At 70.3% G+C, this 19,884-nt stretch carries 16 protein-coding genes; all 16 read right to left on the reverse strand.

Features of this window, described 5'->3' with window-relative positions; translation table 11 throughout:
• Window positions 1–18: 18 nt before the first annotated feature.
• Window positions 19–711, reverse strand: coding sequence for a 3-oxoacid CoA-transferase subunit A (locus EV147_RS24670; RefSeq protein WP_130393860.1), 693 nt, complete (start codon window positions 709–711; stop codon window positions 19–21).
• Between the two features lie 428 nt (window positions 712–1,139).
• Entirely contained in the window at window positions 1,140–4,193 is a 3,054-nt protein-coding gene (locus EV147_RS24675) for an AAA family ATPase (protein ID WP_130393861.1), read from the reverse strand.
• Window positions 4,190–5,335, reverse strand: coding sequence for an exonuclease SbcCD subunit D (locus EV147_RS24680; protein WP_130393862.1), 1,146 nt, complete (start codon window positions 5,333–5,335; stop codon window positions 4,190–4,192). Before EV147_RS24680 ends, EV147_RS24675 begins: the two co-directional genes overlap by 4 nt.
• Before the next feature lie 97 nt (window positions 5,336–5,432).
• Entirely contained in the window at window positions 5,433–6,797 is a 1,365-nt protein-coding gene (locus EV147_RS24685) for a sigma 54-interacting transcriptional regulator (RefSeq protein WP_130393863.1), read from the reverse strand.
• 10 nt (window positions 6,798–6,807) lie between these two features.
• Complete coding sequence (locus EV147_RS24690; RefSeq protein WP_235844983.1) at window positions 6,808–8,511, reverse strand: TadG family pilus assembly protein; 1,704 nt, start codon at window positions 8,509–8,511, stop codon at window positions 6,808–6,810.
• An 11-nt stretch (window positions 8,512–8,522) separates the two neighbouring features.
• Window positions 8,523–8,861: a DUF3613 domain-containing protein gene (locus EV147_RS24695; RefSeq protein ID WP_130393864.1), complete on the reverse strand. Its 339-nt coding sequence runs from the start codon at window positions 8,859–8,861 to the stop codon at window positions 8,523–8,525.
• Window positions 8,858–9,697, reverse strand: a complete 840-nt coding sequence (locus EV147_RS24700) for a tetratricopeptide repeat protein (protein ID WP_130393865.1) — start codon at window positions 9,695–9,697, stop codon at window positions 8,858–8,860. Before EV147_RS24700 ends, EV147_RS24695 begins: the two co-directional genes overlap by 4 nt.
• Complete coding sequence (locus EV147_RS24705; RefSeq protein WP_198680358.1) at window positions 9,694–10,785, reverse strand: type II secretion system F family protein; 1,092 nt, start codon at window positions 10,783–10,785, stop codon at window positions 9,694–9,696. The genes EV147_RS24700 and EV147_RS24705 overlap by 4 nt, the downstream gene beginning before the upstream one ends.
• An 18-nt stretch (window positions 10,786–10,803) precedes the next feature.
• Complete coding sequence (locus tag EV147_RS24710) at window positions 10,804–11,742, reverse strand: type II secretion system F family protein (RefSeq protein WP_130393867.1); 939 nt, start codon at window positions 11,740–11,742, stop codon at window positions 10,804–10,806.
• Entirely contained in the window at window positions 11,723–13,039 is a 1,317-nt protein-coding gene (locus EV147_RS24715) for a CpaF family protein (RefSeq protein ID WP_130393868.1), read from the reverse strand. Before EV147_RS24715 ends, EV147_RS24710 begins: the two co-directional genes overlap by 20 nt.
• A 1-nt stretch (window position 13,040) precedes the next feature.
• Window positions 13,041–14,261 (reverse strand): cellulose synthase operon protein YhjQ/BcsQ, encoded by a 1,221-nt coding sequence (locus tag EV147_RS24720; RefSeq protein ID WP_130393869.1) that lies wholly within the window; start codon window positions 14,259–14,261, stop codon window positions 13,041–13,043.
• A gap of 36 nt (window positions 14,262–14,297) precedes the next feature.
• A complete protein-coding gene (locus tag EV147_RS24725) occupies window positions 14,298–15,707 on the reverse strand; it encodes a type II and III secretion system protein family protein (protein WP_130393870.1) in 1,410 nt (469 codons plus the stop codon).
• A 13-nt stretch (window positions 15,708–15,720) separates the two neighbouring features.
• On the reverse strand, window positions 15,721–16,668 hold the full coding sequence (gene cpaB / locus EV147_RS24730) for a Flp pilus assembly protein CpaB (protein ID WP_130393871.1): 948 nt from the start codon (window positions 16,666–16,668) through the stop codon (window positions 15,721–15,723).
• Window positions 16,669–16,692: 24 nt separating this feature from the next.
• Window positions 16,693–17,154, reverse strand: a complete 462-nt coding sequence (locus tag EV147_RS24735) for a TadE/TadG family type IV pilus assembly protein (protein WP_130393872.1) — start codon at window positions 17,152–17,154, stop codon at window positions 16,693–16,695.
• A gap of 362 nt (window positions 17,155–17,516) precedes the next feature.
• Window positions 17,517–17,711 (reverse strand): Flp family type IVb pilin, encoded by a 195-nt coding sequence (locus EV147_RS24740; protein WP_130393873.1) that lies wholly within the window; start codon window positions 17,709–17,711, stop codon window positions 17,517–17,519.
• 423 nt (window positions 17,712–18,134) lie between these two features.
• Window positions 18,135–19,325, reverse strand: coding sequence for a collagen-like triple helix repeat-containing protein (locus EV147_RS24745; RefSeq protein ID WP_130393874.1), 1,191 nt, complete (start codon window positions 19,323–19,325; stop codon window positions 18,135–18,137).
• Between the last annotated feature and the right edge of the window lie 559 nt (window positions 19,326–19,884).

The raw sequence follows: 19,884 nt of genomic DNA on the forward strand, positions 1-19,884 counted from the left end.
CGTATTTTCTCCTTGCGCTCAGGCGGCCTGGGTGGCCTGGGGTGCGGCACCGCCGACCTTGACCACGCGCTTGACGAACAGGCCCGGCGTGACGATGTGCTCGGGGTCCATCTCGCCCAGCTCCACCACGTGGCTGACCTGCACGATGGCGCACTTGGCGGCCATGGCCATGATCGGGCCGAAGTTGCGGGCGGTCTTGCGGTAGGTCAGGTTGCCCCAGCGGTCCGCCGTATCGGCCTTGATCAGCGCGAAGTCGGCGTGGATCGGGCTTTCGAACACGTAACCCTGACCATCGATGATGCGCGTTTCCTTGCCTTCGGCCAACGGGGTGCCATAGGCCGTGCGCGTGAAGAACCCGCCAATACCGGCACCGGCGGCGCGGATGCGCTCGGCCAGGTTGCCCTGCGGCACCAGTTCCAGCTCGATCTCGCCCGCGTGGTACAGCGAGTCGAACACGTAGGAATCCACCTGGCGCGGGAACGAGCAAATGATCTTGCGTACGCGCTTGGTCTTGAGCAGCGCCGCCAGGCCAGTGTCGCCGTTGCCGGCGTTGTTGTTGACGATGGTCAGGTCGCGCGCGCCCTGGGCGATCAGTGCGTCGATCAGTTCCGCCGGCATGCCTGCCAGGCCAAAACCACCGATCAGGATCGTGGCGCCATCGTGGATGCCGGCAACAGCCGCCTCCACCGAGTCATATAGCTTGTTGATCACTTGCGTTCCAGTACGGAAAAGTCCGGCGTCGCACCGGAGCCGGCCGCAAGGGGGCGGCACGCAAAGAGGTCTCCGGCAGTCTGCCCGGACGGGCGTCAGGTCCGGGCCACCGCGCTCGATTGCGGCGGCAGGACGAGGTCCAGCCTGCAGTTGTTTTGACAGCCGTCTTCAAAGCGGCTTGCGAGACTCTGCGCAAGTTGAGTGGCCGGGGGCCAAATTGTTCGCTATACGAACCTCAATTCGCAGAATGAACAAAGGTTACACCCCGCCCCTGCGCGCGGCAATAAGGGTTGGCGCGGGAAGGGCGATAATCGCGCAGCGGACGTTTTGCAGTGCAGCAAAGTGGGGGAGGGGAGGTTACTCCCCTCTCCCCCGGCCCCTCTCCCGCGAGCGGGAGAGGGGAACAAAACAGGCGGGAAAAGAGAGCCTCAAGGCATCCTCAACACGGCCTGGCTCCCACTTACCCCCGGCCTGACCTCCAGCCGCACATCGATCCGTTCACGCAACTCTGTCACGTGCGAAATGATGCCAACCAGCCGCCCGGCCTGTTGGAGGTCCAGCAAGGTGCGGATCGCAAAATCGAGGCTTTCGGGATCGAGGGTGCCAAAGCCTTCGTCCACGAACAGCGTATCGAGCTGGATGCCGCCGGCGCGCGACTGCACCACGTCGGCCAGCCCGAGCGCCAGCGACAGCGAGGCCAGGAAGCCCTCGCCGCCCGACAGCGTGTTGGCCGGGCGCGTGGCGCCCGAATCGTGGTCGAACACTTCGAGTTCGAGCCCGCCGGCCATGCGCTGGTCGCCCTGCTCGCGCACGCGCTGCAGCGCGTAGCGGCCCCGGCTCATGCGCAGCAGGCGCAGCGACGCCGCCTCCAGCACCTCGTCCAGCAGCGTGGCCAGCACGAAGCGCTGGAATGTCATGCGGCGCGGATTGTTGCCGTTGGCCACCTCCGACAGCCGGCCCAGCACCGCGTAGCGCGTCTCCACGTCGCGCCCCTCGGCGGCCAGCGATTCCAGCAACCCCTTGCATTGCAGCAGCGCGTCGCGCTGGGCCGCCACCTCGCTGCGTTCGCGGATCGCGGCTTCGAGCCGGACCGCCGCCTCGTCGCGCGCGGCCAGCAGCGCGGGCACGTCCGGCGCCTGCAGGGCCTCGGCAATCGCCGCGGTACGGGTGCGCCATTCGGCAGCGCGGGCCAGTTCCACGTCGAACGCGCGGATCGCGTCATCGAGCGCCGCCAGCGCATCGTCGGGCAGGCTCGCGGCCCGGCAGGCATCCAGATCGGCGAACGCGGCAGCGGCCAGCGCCTCGGCCAGTGCCGCTTCGCGCTCGGCCAGACGCGCCCCGGCCTGGGCCTGTCCGGCCTGCGCCGCCGCCAGCGCCGCCGCCGTGGCGGCCCGCAGCGTCACGGCATCGCGCTCGGCGCCAAGCGCCGCCTGCAAGGCGGCCTCCAGCGCCCCGGCTTCGCGCCGCGCGGCATCGAGCGCGGCGCGCATGACATCGGGATCGCGGGAATCTTCGGGTACCTGCGCGCAGGCCGCCTGCCATTCGCCTTCGAGCCGCGCGTGTTCGCGCACGGCCACGCGCACCGCATCGTCGGCCGCCACGGCAGCGGCCTCGGCCGCTTCCCGCGCCTGCCGGGCCTGCGCGAGCGTCTGCGCCAGCTTGCCGGCACGCTCTGCGGCCTGCGCGGCCGCCTTCACCGCCTGCGCCAGCGCGCCAATCTCGGCATCGAGCGCCTGCGCGCCCGCGTCGGTGGTGTCGCCGGCCGCTTCGGACAAGTCAGCCAGCCGGGCCTGCGCCTGCTGCAACCGCGTATCGGCCTGCTGGTGTGCGGCGGCAGCCTGCGCCAGCGCGTCGTCGGCGCGTTGCTGCGCGGCGCGAACCGTGTCGAGATCGTCATCGCTGACCAGCGCCAGCGCCTGCTGGGCCAGCGCGGGATGATCCTTGCCGCCGCAGACCGGACATTGGTCGCCGCGCCGCAGTCCGGCGGCGAGCCGCGCGGCCTGGCCGAAACGCCAGTCGATCTCGGCCTGCTGCACGGCGGCACGCGCGGTGTCACGGACGCCGGTCGCCTGGCGCTGCACCGTGGCCGCGGTTGCCAGCGCCTGCCGCAGCGGTTCGAGCCCCGCGCCGATCTCGCGGCAGCGCGCCACCCGGGCGGCACGTTCGCGGGCATGCGCCAGGCGCAGTTCCAGCGCAGGCAGGCCGGCGCTCTCGGCGCGGGCCTGTTCTGTATCGGTTTCCGCCTGCTTGAGCGTCGCGGTGGCCGCGCGGAACGCATCGACCTTCTTCGCGCACGAGGACTGCGCCATGGCCAGGGCCGTGCCAGCCTGCGCCACGGCATTGCGCAGCACGCCCAGGTTGCACGCCTGCGGCAGCAGGTGTTCGAGCGTGGTGACGGTGCGCTGGGCGGCCTGCCGCGCGCCATGGCGCGCCAGTTCGGCCTGCAGCGTCCGGGCCGCCACCTCGGCCGCCTGTGCTGCGCCGGCCGCGGCGGCCTCGGCGCGCGCACACTCGGCCACGGCCGTGGCGCGCTCCTGCCCGGCGGCGTCCCGATGCTGCAGCACCGGCGCCACCGTCGCCGCGCGCCGCGCCGCCTGCAGGCGCAGGCGATCGGCATCGACGGCGGGCAGCCTTGCCGTCAGCACCGCGTGCGCGCCCTCGGCCTCGCGCCAGGCGCGGATCTGCGTGTTCTCCAGCTCGCCCTTGCGCAGCGAGGCCTGCGCAGCCTCGCTCGCGGCGCGCGCCACATCCTCGCGGCGCAGCAGCTCGGCCAGCGTCTCCTGCAGCGCGCCGATATGGGCGGCCATCACCTCCACCGACTCCATCCGGTACTGGTCGAGCAGCGCCTTGCGGCGCACCGAGATTTCCTCGGCTTCGCGCCGGATGCCGGCGGCCTGCTCCTTGAGCAGTTCCTCCACGCGGCGATACAGCTCGGTATGGAACAGCCGCTCCAGGATGCCCTGGCGCGCCCGGGAATCGGCGGTCAGCAGTTCGCGGAAGCGCCCCTGCGGCAATACGATGACCTGGCGGAACTGCGCGCTGTCGAAGCCCAGCAGGTCGCGCACGGCGTCGCTGACGCGGTTGGGCTGGCTGGCGTGGCTCTTCCACGCGCCGTCCAGTTGCACGTCGATCTGCGCCTTGGCGGTCTCCTTGACGAAGCCGCCGGCCGCGCGCTGGCTGGGGCGGTCCTGCGTCGGCGAGCGGGTCACGCGGTAGTGCATCGACCCCAGCGCGAACTCCAGCGTCACCTCGGTACGCAGCGCCGGGTCGGCGTTGGCGCTGCGCATGTCCTGCGGGCTGCGCTCGCCGCCCGACGTGTCGCCGTAGAGCGCGAAGCAGATGGCATCGAGCAGCGTGGTCTTGCCCGCGCCCGTGGGGCCGTGGATCAGGAAGAACGCCTGGTCGCCGAGCCGGGTGAAATCGATGGTTTCCGTGGCGGCGAACGGTCCGAACGCCTGGAGCTTCAGGTACAGCGGTTTCATGCCGATTCCCTTTCCGATGCCTCCATGCCGGCGAGCAGATCGTCGAGTGCACGGCGCTGGTCGCCGTTGAGGTCCGCGTCAGACACTTCGCGGAAGAAATTGGCGAACAGGCTGCCGGTGTCGAGTTCGCGTAGCTGGCGCCCTGCTTCCCCCGCCTGGCCGCTGCGGGCCAGGATCGCCCGCTCGATGGCCAGCGCGTTGGGGTAAGCCTCGCGCAGCCGGGCCATCGGATCGAGCAGCGCGCCCGTATCGGTCAGCACGGCGTAGACATAGTCGTCGCGGCGGGCGTCGCCGGGCCCGGCCGCGATCAGGTCTGCCAGTTCGCCCTGCAGGATGCGCAGGTCGCGGCGCGGCTGCAGGCCGATCTGTTCGATCCGCACCTCGCCGCTTCCGTCCAGTTCGATCAGCGACACGCTCTTGCGGTGATCGGCTTCGGACAACGAATACTTGAGCAGCGAGCCCGAATAGTGCACCCGGCCGCCGATGGTCTGGGGCCGGTGCAGGTGGCCCAGCGCCACGAGGTCGAAGCCGTGGAACAGTTCGGCCGCCACGGCGCCGCTGCCCCCCACCGACAACGGCCGCTCCGATTCACTGACCGCGCCGCCCACCACGAACGCATGGCCCACCGCCACGGCGCGCACACCCGCCGGGTGTGCCGCGCGGATCGCGTCCAGCTGTGCGCCCAGCGCGGCCTCGTGCGATGACAGGTCAACGCCGAACGCGTCGCGCACCGCCGCCGGCTCGGCATAAGGCAGCGCGTAGATGCGCACCTCGCCATGGGCATCCACCAGCGTCACGCAGGTCGTTTCGGCACCGACCCGGCCCGCCACGTGCAGCCCGCGCGCCGCCAGCAGCCGCGCGCCGAAATCGAGGCGCTGGGCGCTGTCGTGGTTGCCGGCGATCATCACCACGGGCACGCCCGCGCCGATCACGATGCGCGCCAGCACGTCGTCGAGCAGCGCCACGGCCTCGGGCGGCGGCACGGCGCGGTCGTAGACGTCGCCGGCAATCAGCACGGCGTCCGGACGCACGTCACGCACCAGCGCCACAAACTGGTCGAGCACGAACGCCTGATCCTCGATCAGGCTGCGGGCATGGAAAAGCCGACCCAGATGCCAGTCGGCGGTGTGCAGAAAACGCAATTCGGTTCCTTCGGAGCGGTGACGCGGCAGGCACGGCGGCGCCGCGCGGTCCCGCATCATAACGTTGCCGCGCCGCCGCGCCACCCCCCGCCGCGTTTCAGACCGGTTCCGCCTCGCTGTCGGCGATCTGGAACTTGCGCATCTTTTCCCACAGCACCTTGCGGCTGATGCCCAGGCACGCCGCCGTATCCTGGCGCCGCCAGCCGTTGGCGTCGAGCGCGGCGATGATGCGCCGGCGCTCCTCGGCATCGCCGCGCGGGTCGGCCCGCTCGGTGCCATCGAACGCGCCGGGCCGCAGCGAGCGGAACAGCGGCCGGATCCGTTCCTCGTCCCAGGCCCGGCAGTGCTGCACCGTGATGCCCACGCGCTCGGCCAGGTTACGCAACTCGCGCACGTTGCCGATGAAGAACGCGGTGCCTACCGCCCCCTTGAGCCAGTCCGGCATCGGCGGCAGGGCGTCGTAGGTGGCCGGGCCCATCATGTGGCGCAGGAACGACTGCAACAGCCCTACCTTGTCCGATGCGCCACGTTCCTCCAGGTTCGGGATGCGCAGTTCGATCACGGCCAGCCGGAAGTAGAGGTCGGCGCGGAAGCGCCCCTGGCTCACGGCCTCGCGCAAATCCTTGTTGGTGGCGGCAACCAGCCGGAAGTCGAGCTTCACCGCCATGGCCGAGCCGAGCCGGGTCAGCGCGTTCTCCTCCAGCACGCGCAGCAGCTTGACCTGCTGGAACAGCGGCAGGTCGCCGATTTCATCGAGAAACAGCGTGCCGCCCGTGGCCTGCTCGAAGTAGCCCCGGTGCGCGAACATCGCGCCCGTGAACGCGCCCTTGGCGTGCCCGAAGAACTGCGACTCAAACAGGCCGTCCGGAATCGCCCCGCAGTTGACCGCCACGAACGGCCCCTTGCCGTAGGTGGGGTTGCGGTCGTGGAACAGGCGCGCGATGCGCTCCTTGCCGGCCCCGGTCTCGCCGTACAGCATCACGTTGCTGTCGAACGCGGCAAACGTGTTCACCTGTTCCAGCAGTTGCTGCATGGCCGGCGAGCCGGCCACGAGATCGGCCACGTCGGGGCGCGCCTCGGCCGCCGCCAGCAACTGCGGCATCAGCTTGGCGATCTGCGTGCGCAGGTCGGCACCCGTGAAGTCGTGCGGCAGGATGTGCGCGTACTCGGCCGGAAACCGGCCCGGATCGGCCTCGCGGTCCGGCGCGCCCACCCAGATCACGGGCATGCCGTGCGCGGCCTCCCAGTCCAGCGTGAACTTGGCCGACCCGATGGCCGACGCGCTGATCACGGCAATGCACGGCTTCACGCGGGTCTCGCCCGGCAGCGCATCGAGCGCCCCGGCACGGATGACTTCGGCGCCCAGCGGCGTCAGGAAGCGCGCCACGCGATCGGCGATCTCGTACTGGCCTTCCCAGACATAGACTTCGAGGGATTCATACGCCCAGCGCTCTGCTTTCATGATGTTCAGTTCAATACACGATTTCAGCGTTGTTGCAGTCGATGTGGTTGACCTTGATCTCGGCGTTGGCCAGGCTCAGGCCGAGGGTTGCCGTGAGCCAGTCGACCACGGTTCGGAGCAGTGAGAGGACTGGGTCCAACAGCGCGTCGAGCAGTCCGCCCAGCGGCACCTTCGCGCCGACCACATCGAGCGTAGGGTTCAGGCTGTTCACCAGCGCATCGACCGCGCCGGGCACCGCGCTGTCAGACGAGACTTTGGCATGCGTACCGGGCGCCAGCGTCAACTCGCGCGAGGACTGCCACGCCCGATTCGGCGCGGTCGGATGTGCGGTGATACCGGTCACCGGCGCGTTCAGCAGGTAGACGCGCGCGATGGCCGTTGGGTTCGGCGTGCATTGGCGCCCGTTGACGTCCGTCAGGCAGACGTCCAGCAAGGCCGTCGAAACGTTGACCGTTGCCCGCCGCTGCGCCGGCGCGGCAGCACATTGCAGGCCCGTGAGATCGGCCCGGGCCGGCGCTGCCCGCACCAGCACCGGCAGCGTCACGTCCGCCCGCAGCAATGCGCCGAGATCGAGCGCGGCGTTGACGCGCAGGTTGATGCCAAGCTGCGCCGCCGAGGCGGTGGTGCGCCAGCGGCCATCGGGCAACTGCCGGGCGGGACCCACGGCCACCTGCGGCGGCTGGATCACGGTCAGCGCCGCCGTGGCCGAGGCCTTGGCAAGCCCTAGGTCGACGTTCAGGTTCGGCACGTTGAGCGCCACGGCATCGGTGCCGCGCGCCACGTAGGCGGCGGCGGTCAGCAGCGACGCCACGTTCAGGCCCACTTCCGCAGCTGATGACGCCGCCGGGGTCAGGACGCCAAGATCGAGTAGCTGGCTCAGCGTCAGCCGGGTGCCGATGCCGTTCACGCCGAGTTGGGTGGGCGGACTACCCAGCGCCGCGCCGAGCAGTGCCTGCCGGCCGGCGGCGTTGAGCACCAGCGCATAGAAATCCTGGATCGACAGCGCGGTGTTCAGCAATTGGTCCACGGTGCCCGCGCCGAGTTGCAGGCGCAGGTCGCCGAGCGTCACGTTGGCGCTGGCCAGCCCGTTCCAGTCCGCCACCGAAAGACTGACGTTATTGCCCAGCAGCAGCCCCAGCACGCTGCTGGCCGAACTGAAATCCACCAACCCACTCCCCAACGAAAACGAAGCCACCGGCGGACTGCCCGCCGCGATGGCCTCGGCGCTCAGTTGCCGCGACTTTCCGCCCGGCAGCACGAACAGCAGCGGCACGGTACGCGTGACCTGCACCCGCACCGCGTTCGGCGACACCGTGGCCGGGTTGTACGCGGGGTTGAAGTGCCGCACGCTGTCGCCGTTGGCGGGGTTGGCCGGGTCCCACAGCCCGAGGCAGGCGCGCAGTCCGTCCGCGGCGCCGGCCGCCACCTCCGCGCAGTTCGTGCTCACCGCGTCGCCATAGCCGTTCTGGCTTGCCGCCGCGCTGACCGACGCCGCCACGTTCGCCGCGGTCGTCGCCAGGTCGTCGGCGCGCTTCAGTTGCTGCGCACCCGAGAGCGCCGCCAGGTCCGCCACCTTCTGCAATTGCCGCTGGTTGTAGAACACGAGGCCGATATCGATCGACACCAGCGCGCCCAGGGCAACCGTGGCAATCAGCACGGCCGCCATCAGGCTGACGGCGCCGCGTTCTCGGGTGAAGGTGGCGGGGCTGGCCATGGCGCGCCGGGCTACCTGCCGTTGAGCGACTGGGCGCCGCCACCGCCGCCACGCAGCGGGCTGCCCGTGGCCTGGCTCGTGTAGAACTCGGGCAGCGGGTACTGGAAGCTCTGCATGTAGCGCGCGTAGCTCAGCGCCGCCTGCTCGCCGGTCAGCGGCTGCAGCGGCCCGGCCTGCGTGCCGCTGCGCTGGATGGCCAGCAGGTTGCGCGTGGCGTCGCCCACCGGCACGGCGTTGGGGCGCTGCGGGCCGGGCGGTTGGCCGGCGCCGGCCTGCGCGAACGCCGTCAGCGATACGGCGGCCAGCGCGAGCGCCACAGAAGCGCGGACGAGGGAATGAACGAGGGTCATGGTCTGGCTCCTGCGTTGAGCGCCACGGCGTGCGTGGCGATGCCGGATGCGGCCTGTGCCGCGCCGGCCGGCGTGCGTGGCAGGGCCTTGTCGCGCTGCTGGGCGGCGCGGGCGATGCGGTCCGCCTCCTTGCGCACGGCGGCGCGGGTGGCCTCGGGCATCGCGGCGCGCTGCATCATGGCGGTGGCTTCGCTGCGCTTGCCCGTGGCGAGCATCCACACCACCGCGTTGCTGATGGCGCGCGGGTTGTTGGCGTCGAGTTCCAGCGCCTGCATCACCGGCACGCGCGCCTCCTGCACCGCGCCGCCGCGCATCAGCGCGTAGCCCAGGTCGTTGGCCACCTGCGCGTTGACCGGATCGAGCGCGGCGGCCTGCCGCAGCTCCACGGCGGCGCGCATGAACTCGCCCTGCCGGCCGAGCAGCAGCCCGATACCATGCCGCGCGCGGGCGGCGCGGTCCGTGTTCAGCAGGTCGCGGTAGGCTTGCAGCGCCGCGTCGTCCTGGCCGGTCTCGCGCAGCGCGTCGGCACGCAGCACCAGCAGCGCCGTGTTGCTCCCGAACTTCTGCTGGAACGCGTCGATGTGTGCCAGCGAGGCGAAATACATCCCCTCCTGCTGCATGCGGCCGATCAGCCCCAGGTAGACGCCCTGGTCGTTGTACTCGGCGCGCGCCTCCTTCTCCTGCAGGCGCGCCAGTTCGATCTGTGCGTCGGTCTGCCGGGCCATGGCCTCGGCGCTGCCGGGCGTGTTGGCGCAGCCCGCCAGCGCGGCCACGGCCATCATGGCCGTGGCCGCCGCCAGCCGGCGCAGGCCCGGGCTCAAGCATCGTTGACTCATCCATTCCCTCCGTTCATGCGCGACAGCATGCGGATCACGCCCAGGAAACCGGGCCCCGCCGTCAGGATCAGCAGCACCGGCAGCAGGCTCACCACCATCACGCCGGTCATCTTGACCGTGAGCCGGCCAATCTTGTCTTTCATGCGCGCCTTGCGCGCCACCTGCAGCCGCTCGCCGAATTGCCGCAGCGGCTCCTGCACCGCGCCGCCGTGGCGGTCCACCTGCGTCAGCAGCATGATCAGGCTCTTCAGGTCTTCGTCGTCGAACAGCTTGCCGATGCGCTGCAGCGTCTGCTCGCGCGAGCGGCCCGAGGCGAACTGCTGGTTGGCGCGCTGCAGCTCCGGACCCAGCACGCGCAGCAAGGTGCCGAACTCCGCCACGATGATCTGCAGGCTCTGGTCGATCGACAGGCCCACGCCCTGCAGCAGCCGCAGCATGTCGATCAGCACCGGCAGTTCCTCGGCTACCTGCCGCACGCGGTTGCGCGCCCAGCGCCGCAGCACCATCTTCGGCAGCAGGAAGGCCACCGCGAACGCCACGAACGTCCACACGAGCGCCGACAGCAGCGTGCCGTCCAGCCGCCACGCGAACACGCAGGCCGCCAGCAGCAGCGGGCCCAGCACGCGCAGCCCGCCGAACACCGCGCGCGGCTGCACGCCGTAGAAGCCGCACTGTTCGAGCAGCGCCTGTTCCTCGGCAGTGACCACCGCACGGCCGAGCCGCGAGTCGAGCCAGCGCTGGTTGAAGCGCTCGCCGAATTCCGCGCCGAGCTTCGCGCCCAGCGAAGCGGGTGCCGTGGCCGCGCCCGCAACACCGGCCGGCGCCGTGCCTCGGGCCAGCGCGGCGGCGGCCGCGGCCGCACGCGGCGACATTGCCGCTGCGCCCTGCCCCGCCGCCTCGGCCCCCGGCGCGGCTGGCGCCGCCGCTTGTCCCGCCGTGGCCTGGGCAGCCTGCCGTTGCAGCGCGGCGTCGATAGTGCGCGTGGCCGCGCGCCGCTGGCGCCATTGCTGCACCAGCGGCCACGCCAGCAGTGCCAGCGCACCGGCGGCGGCGAACAGGCTGCCGGAGACCAGGATCGAGGTATCGATGGCCATGGTGCGTGTCCCCTAGATCGACTTCGCCAGCCGGTACAGCATCAGCACACCGGCGATTTCCAGCGCCGCCGCGCCGATCAGCATCGCGCGGCCCGAGGGGTCGCGCCACATCAGCAGGATGTACCCGGCGTTCATCACGAACAGCCCGCCCGCCACCACCAGCGGCAGCAGCCCGAGCACCCAGGCCGAGAGCCGCGTCTCGGCCGAGAGCGCCAGCAGCTCGCGCTGGGCTTCCTCTCGGTCACGCATGAATGTGGCGGTGCGCTCCATCACCACGTCGGCCCGCCCGCCGTAGCGTTGCGAGAGCCGCAGCACCGACGCCACGATCACCAGCTCGTCGATGCGATAGGCGCGGCCCACCAGCGACACCGCCTGGTCCAGCTCCTTGCCCGCCCGCTGCAGGTGAATGGCCTGCACGAGGCAATGGCGCAGCGGCGCCTCGGTGTTGGCCACGGCGTTCTGGAACGCGGCCGGCACGCTGCTGCCGATCGTCATCAGCCGCACCACGCCGTCGAGGAAGCCCGGCAACTGGCGCAGCATCTTGTCCTTGATGCGGCGGATGCGCATCGACAGCATGAACACCAGCAGCGCGGCGGCCAGCACCAGCATCGACGCGGCGCCCACCAACCCGCCGGCCAGCGCGCCAACCACCACCAGCGCCAGCGGCGGCATGCCCCAGCGCAGATAGACGCCGCGCGACGGCGTCAGGTCCGCCCGACGCAGCAGTTCGGTCCAGCGCCGGCGCAGGTCGCGCGCGCTGCCGGCGGGCACCGGCTCGGTCGCCACCGCGTAGCGCGCCCGCACCTGCTCGGTCTGCGCCGTCAGGTGGGCCCGCGCATGCTCGGCCTGGGCGCGGCCACGCGCGCCGGCCAGCATCAGCAGGCCCAGCCCCAGCAGCACCAGGGCACATGCGGCAAGGAGCAGGCTGGCGCTAGAGGTCAAAGCGGTCATCCAGCGTGAAGCCGGCCGGGCGCATGCGGGCCAGCTTGGGCGAATGGGGCAGGATGCCGAGCGATTGCCAGCGGTCCGTCTCGGTGCCGTCCGGGTTCTGCACGGGGTCGTGGCGGTACAGTTCCTGCGTCGAGATGATGTTGTCGCCGAGCCCGGTGACTTCGGTGACTGACACGATGCGGCGCCGGCCACTCGACAGCCGGCCGATCTGCACGATGAAATCCACCGCGTTGGCGATCTGCCGGCGCAGGCTCACCTCGCTGCCCTGGAAGCCGGCAAAGCCGGCCAGCATCTCCAGCCGGTACAGGCATTCGCGCGGGCTGCTGGCGTGGATCGTGCCCATCGATCCGTCGTGGCCGGTGCTCATGGCCTGCAGCATCTCCAGCACCTCGCCGCCGCGCACCTCGCCCACGATGATGCGGTCCGGGCGCATCCGCAGGCTGTTGCGCAGCAGGTCGCGGATCGTTACGGTGCCGGTGCCCTCGAAGCCGCCGGGCCGGCTTTCCAGCCGCACCACGTGCGGGTGGTTGAGCGCCAGTTCGGCGGTGTCCTCGATCGTGATCACGCGCTCGGTGACCGGCATGAACGTGGCCAGCGCGTTGAGCAGCGACGTCTTGCCCGAACTCGTGCCGCCGCTGACCAGGATGTTGCAGCGCGCCCGCACGGCGGCTTCCAGCAGCTCGTTGATCTCGGGGCTCATGGTGCCGAGCGCCTGCAGGTCGGCCGGTGTCAGCGGATCCTTGCGGAACTTGCGGATGGAGACCACCGGGCCGGCCAGCGCCAGCGGCGGGATGATCACGTTGATGCGGCCGCCGTCGGGCAGGCGCGCATCGACCATCGGGTTCGATTCGTCGAGCCGGCGCCCGATCGGCGCCAGGATGCGGCGCACGATGCGCAACAGGTGGCCGTTGTCGGCAAAGCGCACCGGAATCCGCTCCAGCACGCCATGGCGCGACACGTACACGTCATGATGCCCGTTGACGAGGATGTCTTCCACGGCAGCGTCGTGCAGCAGGTCCTCGATCGGGCCGAAGCCGGCCAGCTCCTTGGTCAGTGCCTCGGAGATCTGGCGCAGCTCGGCCTCGTTGATCGGGATGCGGCGCAGCCGCGTGAAACTCTCCAGTTCCAGGTCGACGAAGCGCTGGATCGCCGCGCGCGACCAGCGCCCGAACTCGGCACCCAGTTCCTCGATGCGCGTGAGCAGGTGTTCGTGCGCGGCCTCCTTGATCTTGTGGAACTCCTGCGAGACAGGAAACGGAGCGGCGGGGTTATCCGAGAATTCGATCGCGTCGGTCATGTCAGTTCCCGGCCCGGGCGGGGCGCGCCACACGCAGCGCCTCGGGCAGTTTGTCCTTGATGCGCGCCAGGATGCCGCGCTCGGCAGCCTGCCCGGCGCGGTAGCCCAGTTGCTCCACCAGCGCGCCCAGCGCCCGCACGTAGGGGTCGGCCGGGGCCTCGTCGGCCAGCACCACGCCCCGGTTGGCCGCCTGCAGCAGCGCGGCGCGGCGCTCCGGCAGCGTGGCCACGCTGGCCACGCCGATGCGCGCGGCAATCTCCCGGGCGTCGACGTCGAGGTCCGGGTCGAAACGCGAGACCAGCAGATGCAGGTCCTGGCGGTCGATCTCGCGCTTGCGCAGTTCCTGCAGCAGTTCGGCGGCCGAGACGATGGCGCCCACGCTCTGCTCGGCCACCACCACCACGGCATCGGCCGCCTTCACGATCTGCGTCATGAACTCGGCGTTGGTGAAGCCGCCGAGGTCGATCACCTGCAGGTCGAAGAACGCGCGCAGGCGGTCGAGCAGCGTCAGTGCCTCGGCGTGCGAGATGTCGCGCAGTTCGCCCAGCGCGGCCGGCAGCGGCAGCACCGATACGCCGTTGGCATGGCGCGCCAGCGCGGTCTGCACGAACACATGGTCGAAGCGCCGCACATTGCGCACCGCCTCGACGAAATGGAACTCGGGGGAAATGTTCAGGTACAGCGCGCCGTCGCGTGCGGGCAGGCCCAGGTCCACCAGCAACACCTCGGCGTCCTGCTGCTGGCGCACCGCCGCTGCCAGGTTCACGGCCAGGCTCGTCACCCCCACGCCGGGGCGCGCGCCGAGCAGGGCCACCACCTTGCCATGGCGGTCCTTGTGCGTCACCGCGCGCACCTGGGCGCGCGGCACCATCAGGCGCCTGACGGCCGCCGTCACCTGCGCGGGCGCGCCGCGCAGCTCGATGAAATCGCGCACGCCCGCGCGCAGCGCCGTGAGCATCGTCTCGGCTTCGGCCGCGTGGCCCACGGCCACCAGCGGCAGTTGCGGGAACAGCCGCACCACCTGCTCGGCCAGCCGCGCCGAATCCGCCGCGTGCGCCGCCGTGAAGTCGAGGAAGACCAGGCCCGGCCGCAGCGCGCCGATCTGCTCGATGAACGCCTCCTGCGCGCCATCCTCGGCCACGAGCTTGCCGCTGCCGTGGAGCGCCTGCGCCAGCCAGCGGCGCACGTCCTCGTGCGTGGTGTTCAGCAGAAACTCATCCATCCGGCTGTCTCGCTCCCTCTGCAATCAAGGTGACGGTTACCGGGAGAAGCCCGGCAGCGTCGGATCCACGTACTCGCCCATCACGAAGCGGCCCCAGACGTTGGGGCTGGCGCTCGTGCGGCCCTCGTTGCCCACGCTCGCCACGGCCTGCGAATCGCGGGCCAGCGGCTTCACCAGGTGCGGCGTGACGACGATCATCAGTTCGCGGTCCTCCTGGTGGAAATTCAGGTTCTTGAAGAAGCTGCCCAGGATCGGCAGATCGCCGAGAAAGGGCACCTTGCTCACGTTGCTGACCGTGTTGCGGCTGACCAGCCCGCCAATCACGAAACTCTCGCCATCGCCCAGCTCGATCATGGTGTCGGCGCGCCGCGTGACGATGGCTGGCACCGACGCGCCGTTGATCGAGATGCCGCGCGAGGGGTCGAGGTCGCTGGCCTCGGGTGCCACCTTCAGCGCGATGCGCTCGCTCGACAGCACCGTGGGCGAGACCGTCAGCCCGATGCCGAACGGCTTGAACTGGATCGTCGTGGTGCCCAGCGCCTGCGGCACCGGAATCGGAATCTCGCCGCCGGCCAGGAAGCTGGCGCTCTGCCCCGACAGCGCCACCAGGCTCGGCTCGGCCAGCACGCGCACCAGCCCGTTCGATTCGAGCAGGCTCAGGTTGGCGAAGATGCCCTTGGACGCCGAGACCGCCACGAGGTTGAACGCGCTGCTGATCGGCGAGACCATCTCGATCGACGGGTTCGGCATCGTGATGTTGTCCGCCTTGGTCAGCGAAGACGGGCTGAACGATCCGAACGCGAAGCCGTTCTTGCTGCGCAGGAAGTTCAGCCCCACCTCCTTGAGCACGGTCTTGCTGATCTCCACCACCTTCACGTCAACCTGCACCGTGCCCGAGACCGGCACGATCGAGCGGTCCACCACCACGCCACCCTTGCCGTCCGGGCCGCCGACCGCCGCGCGGGCGGCCTGCTGGACGCGCGCCGCGGCCGGGGCATTGGGCGACTGGCCGCTGATCGCGGCGCCCGAGGCCGACAGGTCGAGCTGCGCGCCATCGGCCTCGCGGGCCACCGCATCCACCTGCACCGCGTACCGCACGGGCGCCGCGTTGCGGCTCCACAGCAGCAGGTCGGTGACGCCGGGCTTCTTCGCCACCACGAGCACCGACGGGACACCGCCCTTGTTCTTGAGCAACAGCGCGTCGGCCACGGCCGGATTGCCTACCGCCACGCGCTCCAGCGCCTGGCCGGGCCGGATCTCCTGCTGCGCGCCGGCCAGCAGCCGCACGGTGCGGGCCGGCTGCGCCTCCGCCGGCGCCGTCTGCGCGGCGGTGGGGCGCATGGTGAGCGCAGAGGCGGCGGCCAGCGCCAGCAGCGCGGCCAGCATCCACTTGGTCATCGTCGGTCGCGTCCGCGCCATCACACGGTCCTGATTTGGTTTGCGCATGCCGTGTTGTCCGTTATTCGATCTCTCGCTTGCCGGCGCGGATCACTTCCACGCCGCCACGGTTGTCCTGGGGCTCGCGCCGTGCCGCCGCCGGGGCCGGCTGGGCCACTGCCACCTGCCGCAGCGCCGCTGCCGGCGCACGCGGCGTGTCGGTCCCCACCAGCCCGGCCAGGCTCACGCCCGCCGCGGCCTTGTCCACGGGCGCGCGTTCGGCCGGCGGCGGCACGCCGGCACGCGCCTGCAGCACCGGCGCCGGCTCGGCGAACATGCCCTCGCTCGGCAACGCCTCGTCATGCGGGTTACGCAGCGCCAGGATCAGCCGCCCGGCCTGCTGCGCCATCGCCAGCTTGCCTACCTGCTCCACGGGCACCGCCAGCACCGCCGTCTTGGCGCCTTCACGGCGCGCCATCATCTGTTCGCCCTGCGGCCTGGCGGCCTCGTTGACCGCGCCGGCACCGTAGGCCAGCACGCGCAGGTGCGGCACCAGCAGGCGGGTCTGGCTGTCGGCAATCTCCTGGCTGTCGCGGCGCAGGATCACGAACACGTCCACGAAATCGCCGGGCTGCACCTGATGGCCCACGCCCACCACCTCATCCACCGCCACGGCCAGCGCGCGGCTGCCTTCGGGAATCTGCCGCGCCAGTCCGGCCAGCAACTGGCTTTCGAGCACGGGCACGTTGGCGCCGAGGTTGACCAGCGGCACCTGGCCGGCCACGCGCGTGACGTCGCGGTAGGCGCCGGCGGGGTCCATCGGCAGTTGCATCACGGTCAGGGCATCGGCCGGCAGCGGCTTGCCTGCCTCCACGGCCCGCGTGGTCACCACCACGGCATGCGTGGCGGCCGGCGTGTTGCTGGCCACCGGCAATGGCTGGTGGCGCGCCACGCGCCAGGCCATCAGCGCCAGCAGTCCGGCCAGGACCAGCAGCACGATGGCCAGGATCCGTATCTGTTTGCTGCTCATATCAGCCACCTTTGCGTCATCGATTCAGATATCCGGGGAAAGCTGGACCACGGCGTGGCCGGTCAGCGTGGTGGGAACGGGGACGAACGGGACCACCGGCAGCAGCGTGCTGGTTCGCAGGTTCAGCGTGACCTGGACGCATTGCTGGCCGGGCGGCGCGGTGCAGGCCATGGCCTGCGCGCCGGAGCCGTTCAGGAGCCCGTTGGCCACCGAGGCAGGCAGAACGCCGCGGGCGGTCTGGTCGGCCGCGGAGACACGCAGCGCGAGGGTCTCGGCCAGCGTGCCGTTGTTCGAAGTGAGCGGATAACGCAGGGCAGCCCGCGCACCTTCCTCGGCGGCGAGCGTGAGCACCTGCTGCATGGCCAGGATCACGCCGTAGTAGGCGATTCCCAGGACCAGCGCCAGCAGGACCGGAAACACCAGTGCGAATTCAACTGCCACGGCACCGTTGTCGCGATGACGGTGCGCGTCTCCCCGTGATGCCATGCTTCACCCAGACTTGTTCGCTACGCCAACCCGATGGCGATCCGACACCGCGCCACCGGCGCCGGCATGGCTGCCGGCGCCGGGGACGGTGTGCCCAGTGGGCGTACCCTTGCTGCTCTTGCGCGACTTGGAACCACTCTTACTGTCTTGCCTGGCCGTCCGTGATTGCCTGCGGCCAGTGCCGAGCTACCACTGCTTCAGTTGCCTGCTGCAAGGCTCGTCTGACAGGCGATTGCCCCCGCGTGCCACCGCCTGCCTGGCGAGATCAGTGTTGACGCACGAGCGAGCCCCTTCACCGCCGCGCGTGAAGCCGCGGCCGGTGATTGCCATGCGTTTTCAGTGAATGGTGCGGCGGTCGGCTGTCAGGGGCCGGTCTTGGGAACGATGGAGCTGACGGATTCGCCAAGCTTGACGAACACGGTGCCGAGATCGGTGCCCAGCGCCTTGGCGCCGGTGACGATCCCGAGTGCGATCAGGCCCACGATGAGGCCATACTCGATGGCGGTGGCACCGCGCTGGGTGCGTTTGGAAAGCTTGAATTGCGCCAGTTGCTTCATGATGAACGTCACTCCCGAAAGGATTTGCCCTGATGGATCCCAGCAGCACGTCGTGACCCCGATCCGGTTGCCATCTAGTGACTACTTGTGGCGCTTATGTTGTTTTTGTTGCTGGTAGACAATTTATAAGACAAGGCTTGTTTCATCCATACCCCCCATTCGAGCTATGGCTGGACCAGCTTAAAGTAGGACAAACGTTTGAAACAACAGCGCCCCTCTCCGCCTTCGGTATGAGGCAAAGCTAATTGTTAAAGAGCGCGCAATAAAAACAGGTCTGCCGTGCACGGGTCCGCACGTTTGGCGGCGGCACAGTGCACGGCAGGAAATAAAAGGATGCGCCGCGCGGGGTAAGGACGACAACGCACCGTAAAGTAGTCGGACGGGATGGCAGGGAAAGTCCCAGTCATCCCGGTAAAACGTGTCTCACTGGCGCGTCAGTCCGCCGAGCAGGCCCGTCAGCGGCGCGAGGACATTGCCACCGGCGTTGTTGCCCGAAGCGGCTCCCGTGGCGGTTGTCGTGGTGGTCGTGGTGGTCGTCGTGATGGTGCCCGTCACCGTGCCCAGCAGCCCGGTCACCGGTGCCAGCGGGCCGGCACCGCTGCCCGAGGTCGCACCGCCGAGGGCCCCGGTGAGGTTGCCGAGCAGGCCCGTCACCGGCGCCAGCGGGCTGTTGCCATCGCTCGCGCCGGCAAGCGGCAGCGTGTTGAGCAGGCCGCCGAGCGGATTGCCGCCCGCGCTGCCATTGCCGTGCAACAGCACGCCGGTCACCGCCACGGTCTTGCCGGCCTCGGTGACCACGCCGCCCAGCGGCGAGACGATCGGCACGTTCTGGTTAGACAACATGCTGCCGCCCGTGGCCAGCGTATTGCCCAGCTTCGTGAGCAGGCCGTTGACCGGGGCACCCAGTCCCGTGGCCGCGCCCAGCGTCTGCGTGGTGCTGGTGACCTGCGTGGTCAACGGCACGATGGCCTTGCTCACGCCGCCCGTGAGCTGCGCCACGGGTCCCGTCGACAGCGCCTGGCCCAGCTTGTCGCCGCCGGTCATCACCACGCCGCCCACCTGTTGCACGAGACCGCCTACCGGATTGGTCACGGCGGCGAGCGGTGCCAGCTGATCGCTGCCGATCGCCTTGACCAGGTCACCGGCGCTGACCACGGTGACGCCGGCCTGCGTGACCACATTGCCGGTGTTGGCCACGGTCACGCCAAGCGGATTTTCCACCGCGCCCATCTTGCCCAGCCCGTCGCGCACGCCGGCGCCGAGCGTTTCCACCGTGTTGCCCGCATGGATCACCACATCGCCGGTGGCGTTCTTCGCTGCCACAGGCACCAGCGGCACGTTGGCGTCCTTGATCTGCTGACCGATCTGGCTCACGGCGTTGCCGGTGGCCACCACGGTATTGCCGGCACCCTCCACCACCTTCGAGGTGGGCGTGGTCTCGGCCGTGGGCTGCGGATTGTTGGTGCCGGGGTTGGTCGGCGTGGGCGGCGTGGTGGGATTGGCCCCGCTGCCGCCGCCCGAGCCGCCCGAGGCGCAGCCGGCCAGTGCCATCACCATGGCCGCGCAGGCGAGCGTCGTCAGATTGAGACCGCGCGTTTGCATCGTCGACTTCATGACCTGATCTCCTTCGATGTTCTGTGTGTGGGCTGCTGCGAATCCTGTCTGCCGCGCCGTTGGCACGGCGTCGCGGAACCGGTAGCGCAATCGGTGTGCCAGCCTCAATCGCATGTTCGATACGGACGCGGCGCCGGGGCCTGCCATCGCCCGCCAGCCGTTCTGCGGCGCGGTTCTCCGCAGTGCCGCCACGTCTTGCAGGGGGCGTTCCTGGCGCTCGCCGCACCGGGCCGCGCGGCGTTACGTGCTACGTAACGCGCCGCCCGCGCCGTAACACCGCCGCCGCGCCAGGCAGGCCGCGTCCTGCCCGTGTTTCGTTCCGCTTCGTCACGGCGGCGTTACGTAACGCGTAACGCGAAACCCGGCGCCACGCGGCGCCGTCCGCTTCATGCGCCCGTTTGACCCATCGCCCGGAAACCCGCGTGGAATGGACGTTTCCAGACATGCCCCCTCCCTTCGCATGGGATGGGGGTAAGCCGTTCGGCCCATTGGCATACCGCTTGCGCAAGGGAATACGAACACGGCACGCACACAGCAGCAGACAACCACAGCGTGTTTC

It is taken from the genome of Cupriavidus agavae, from assembly GCF_004217045.1.
In the GTDB taxonomy this organism is placed as follows: Bacteria; Pseudomonadota; Gammaproteobacteria; order Burkholderiales; family Burkholderiaceae; genus Cupriavidus; species Cupriavidus agavae.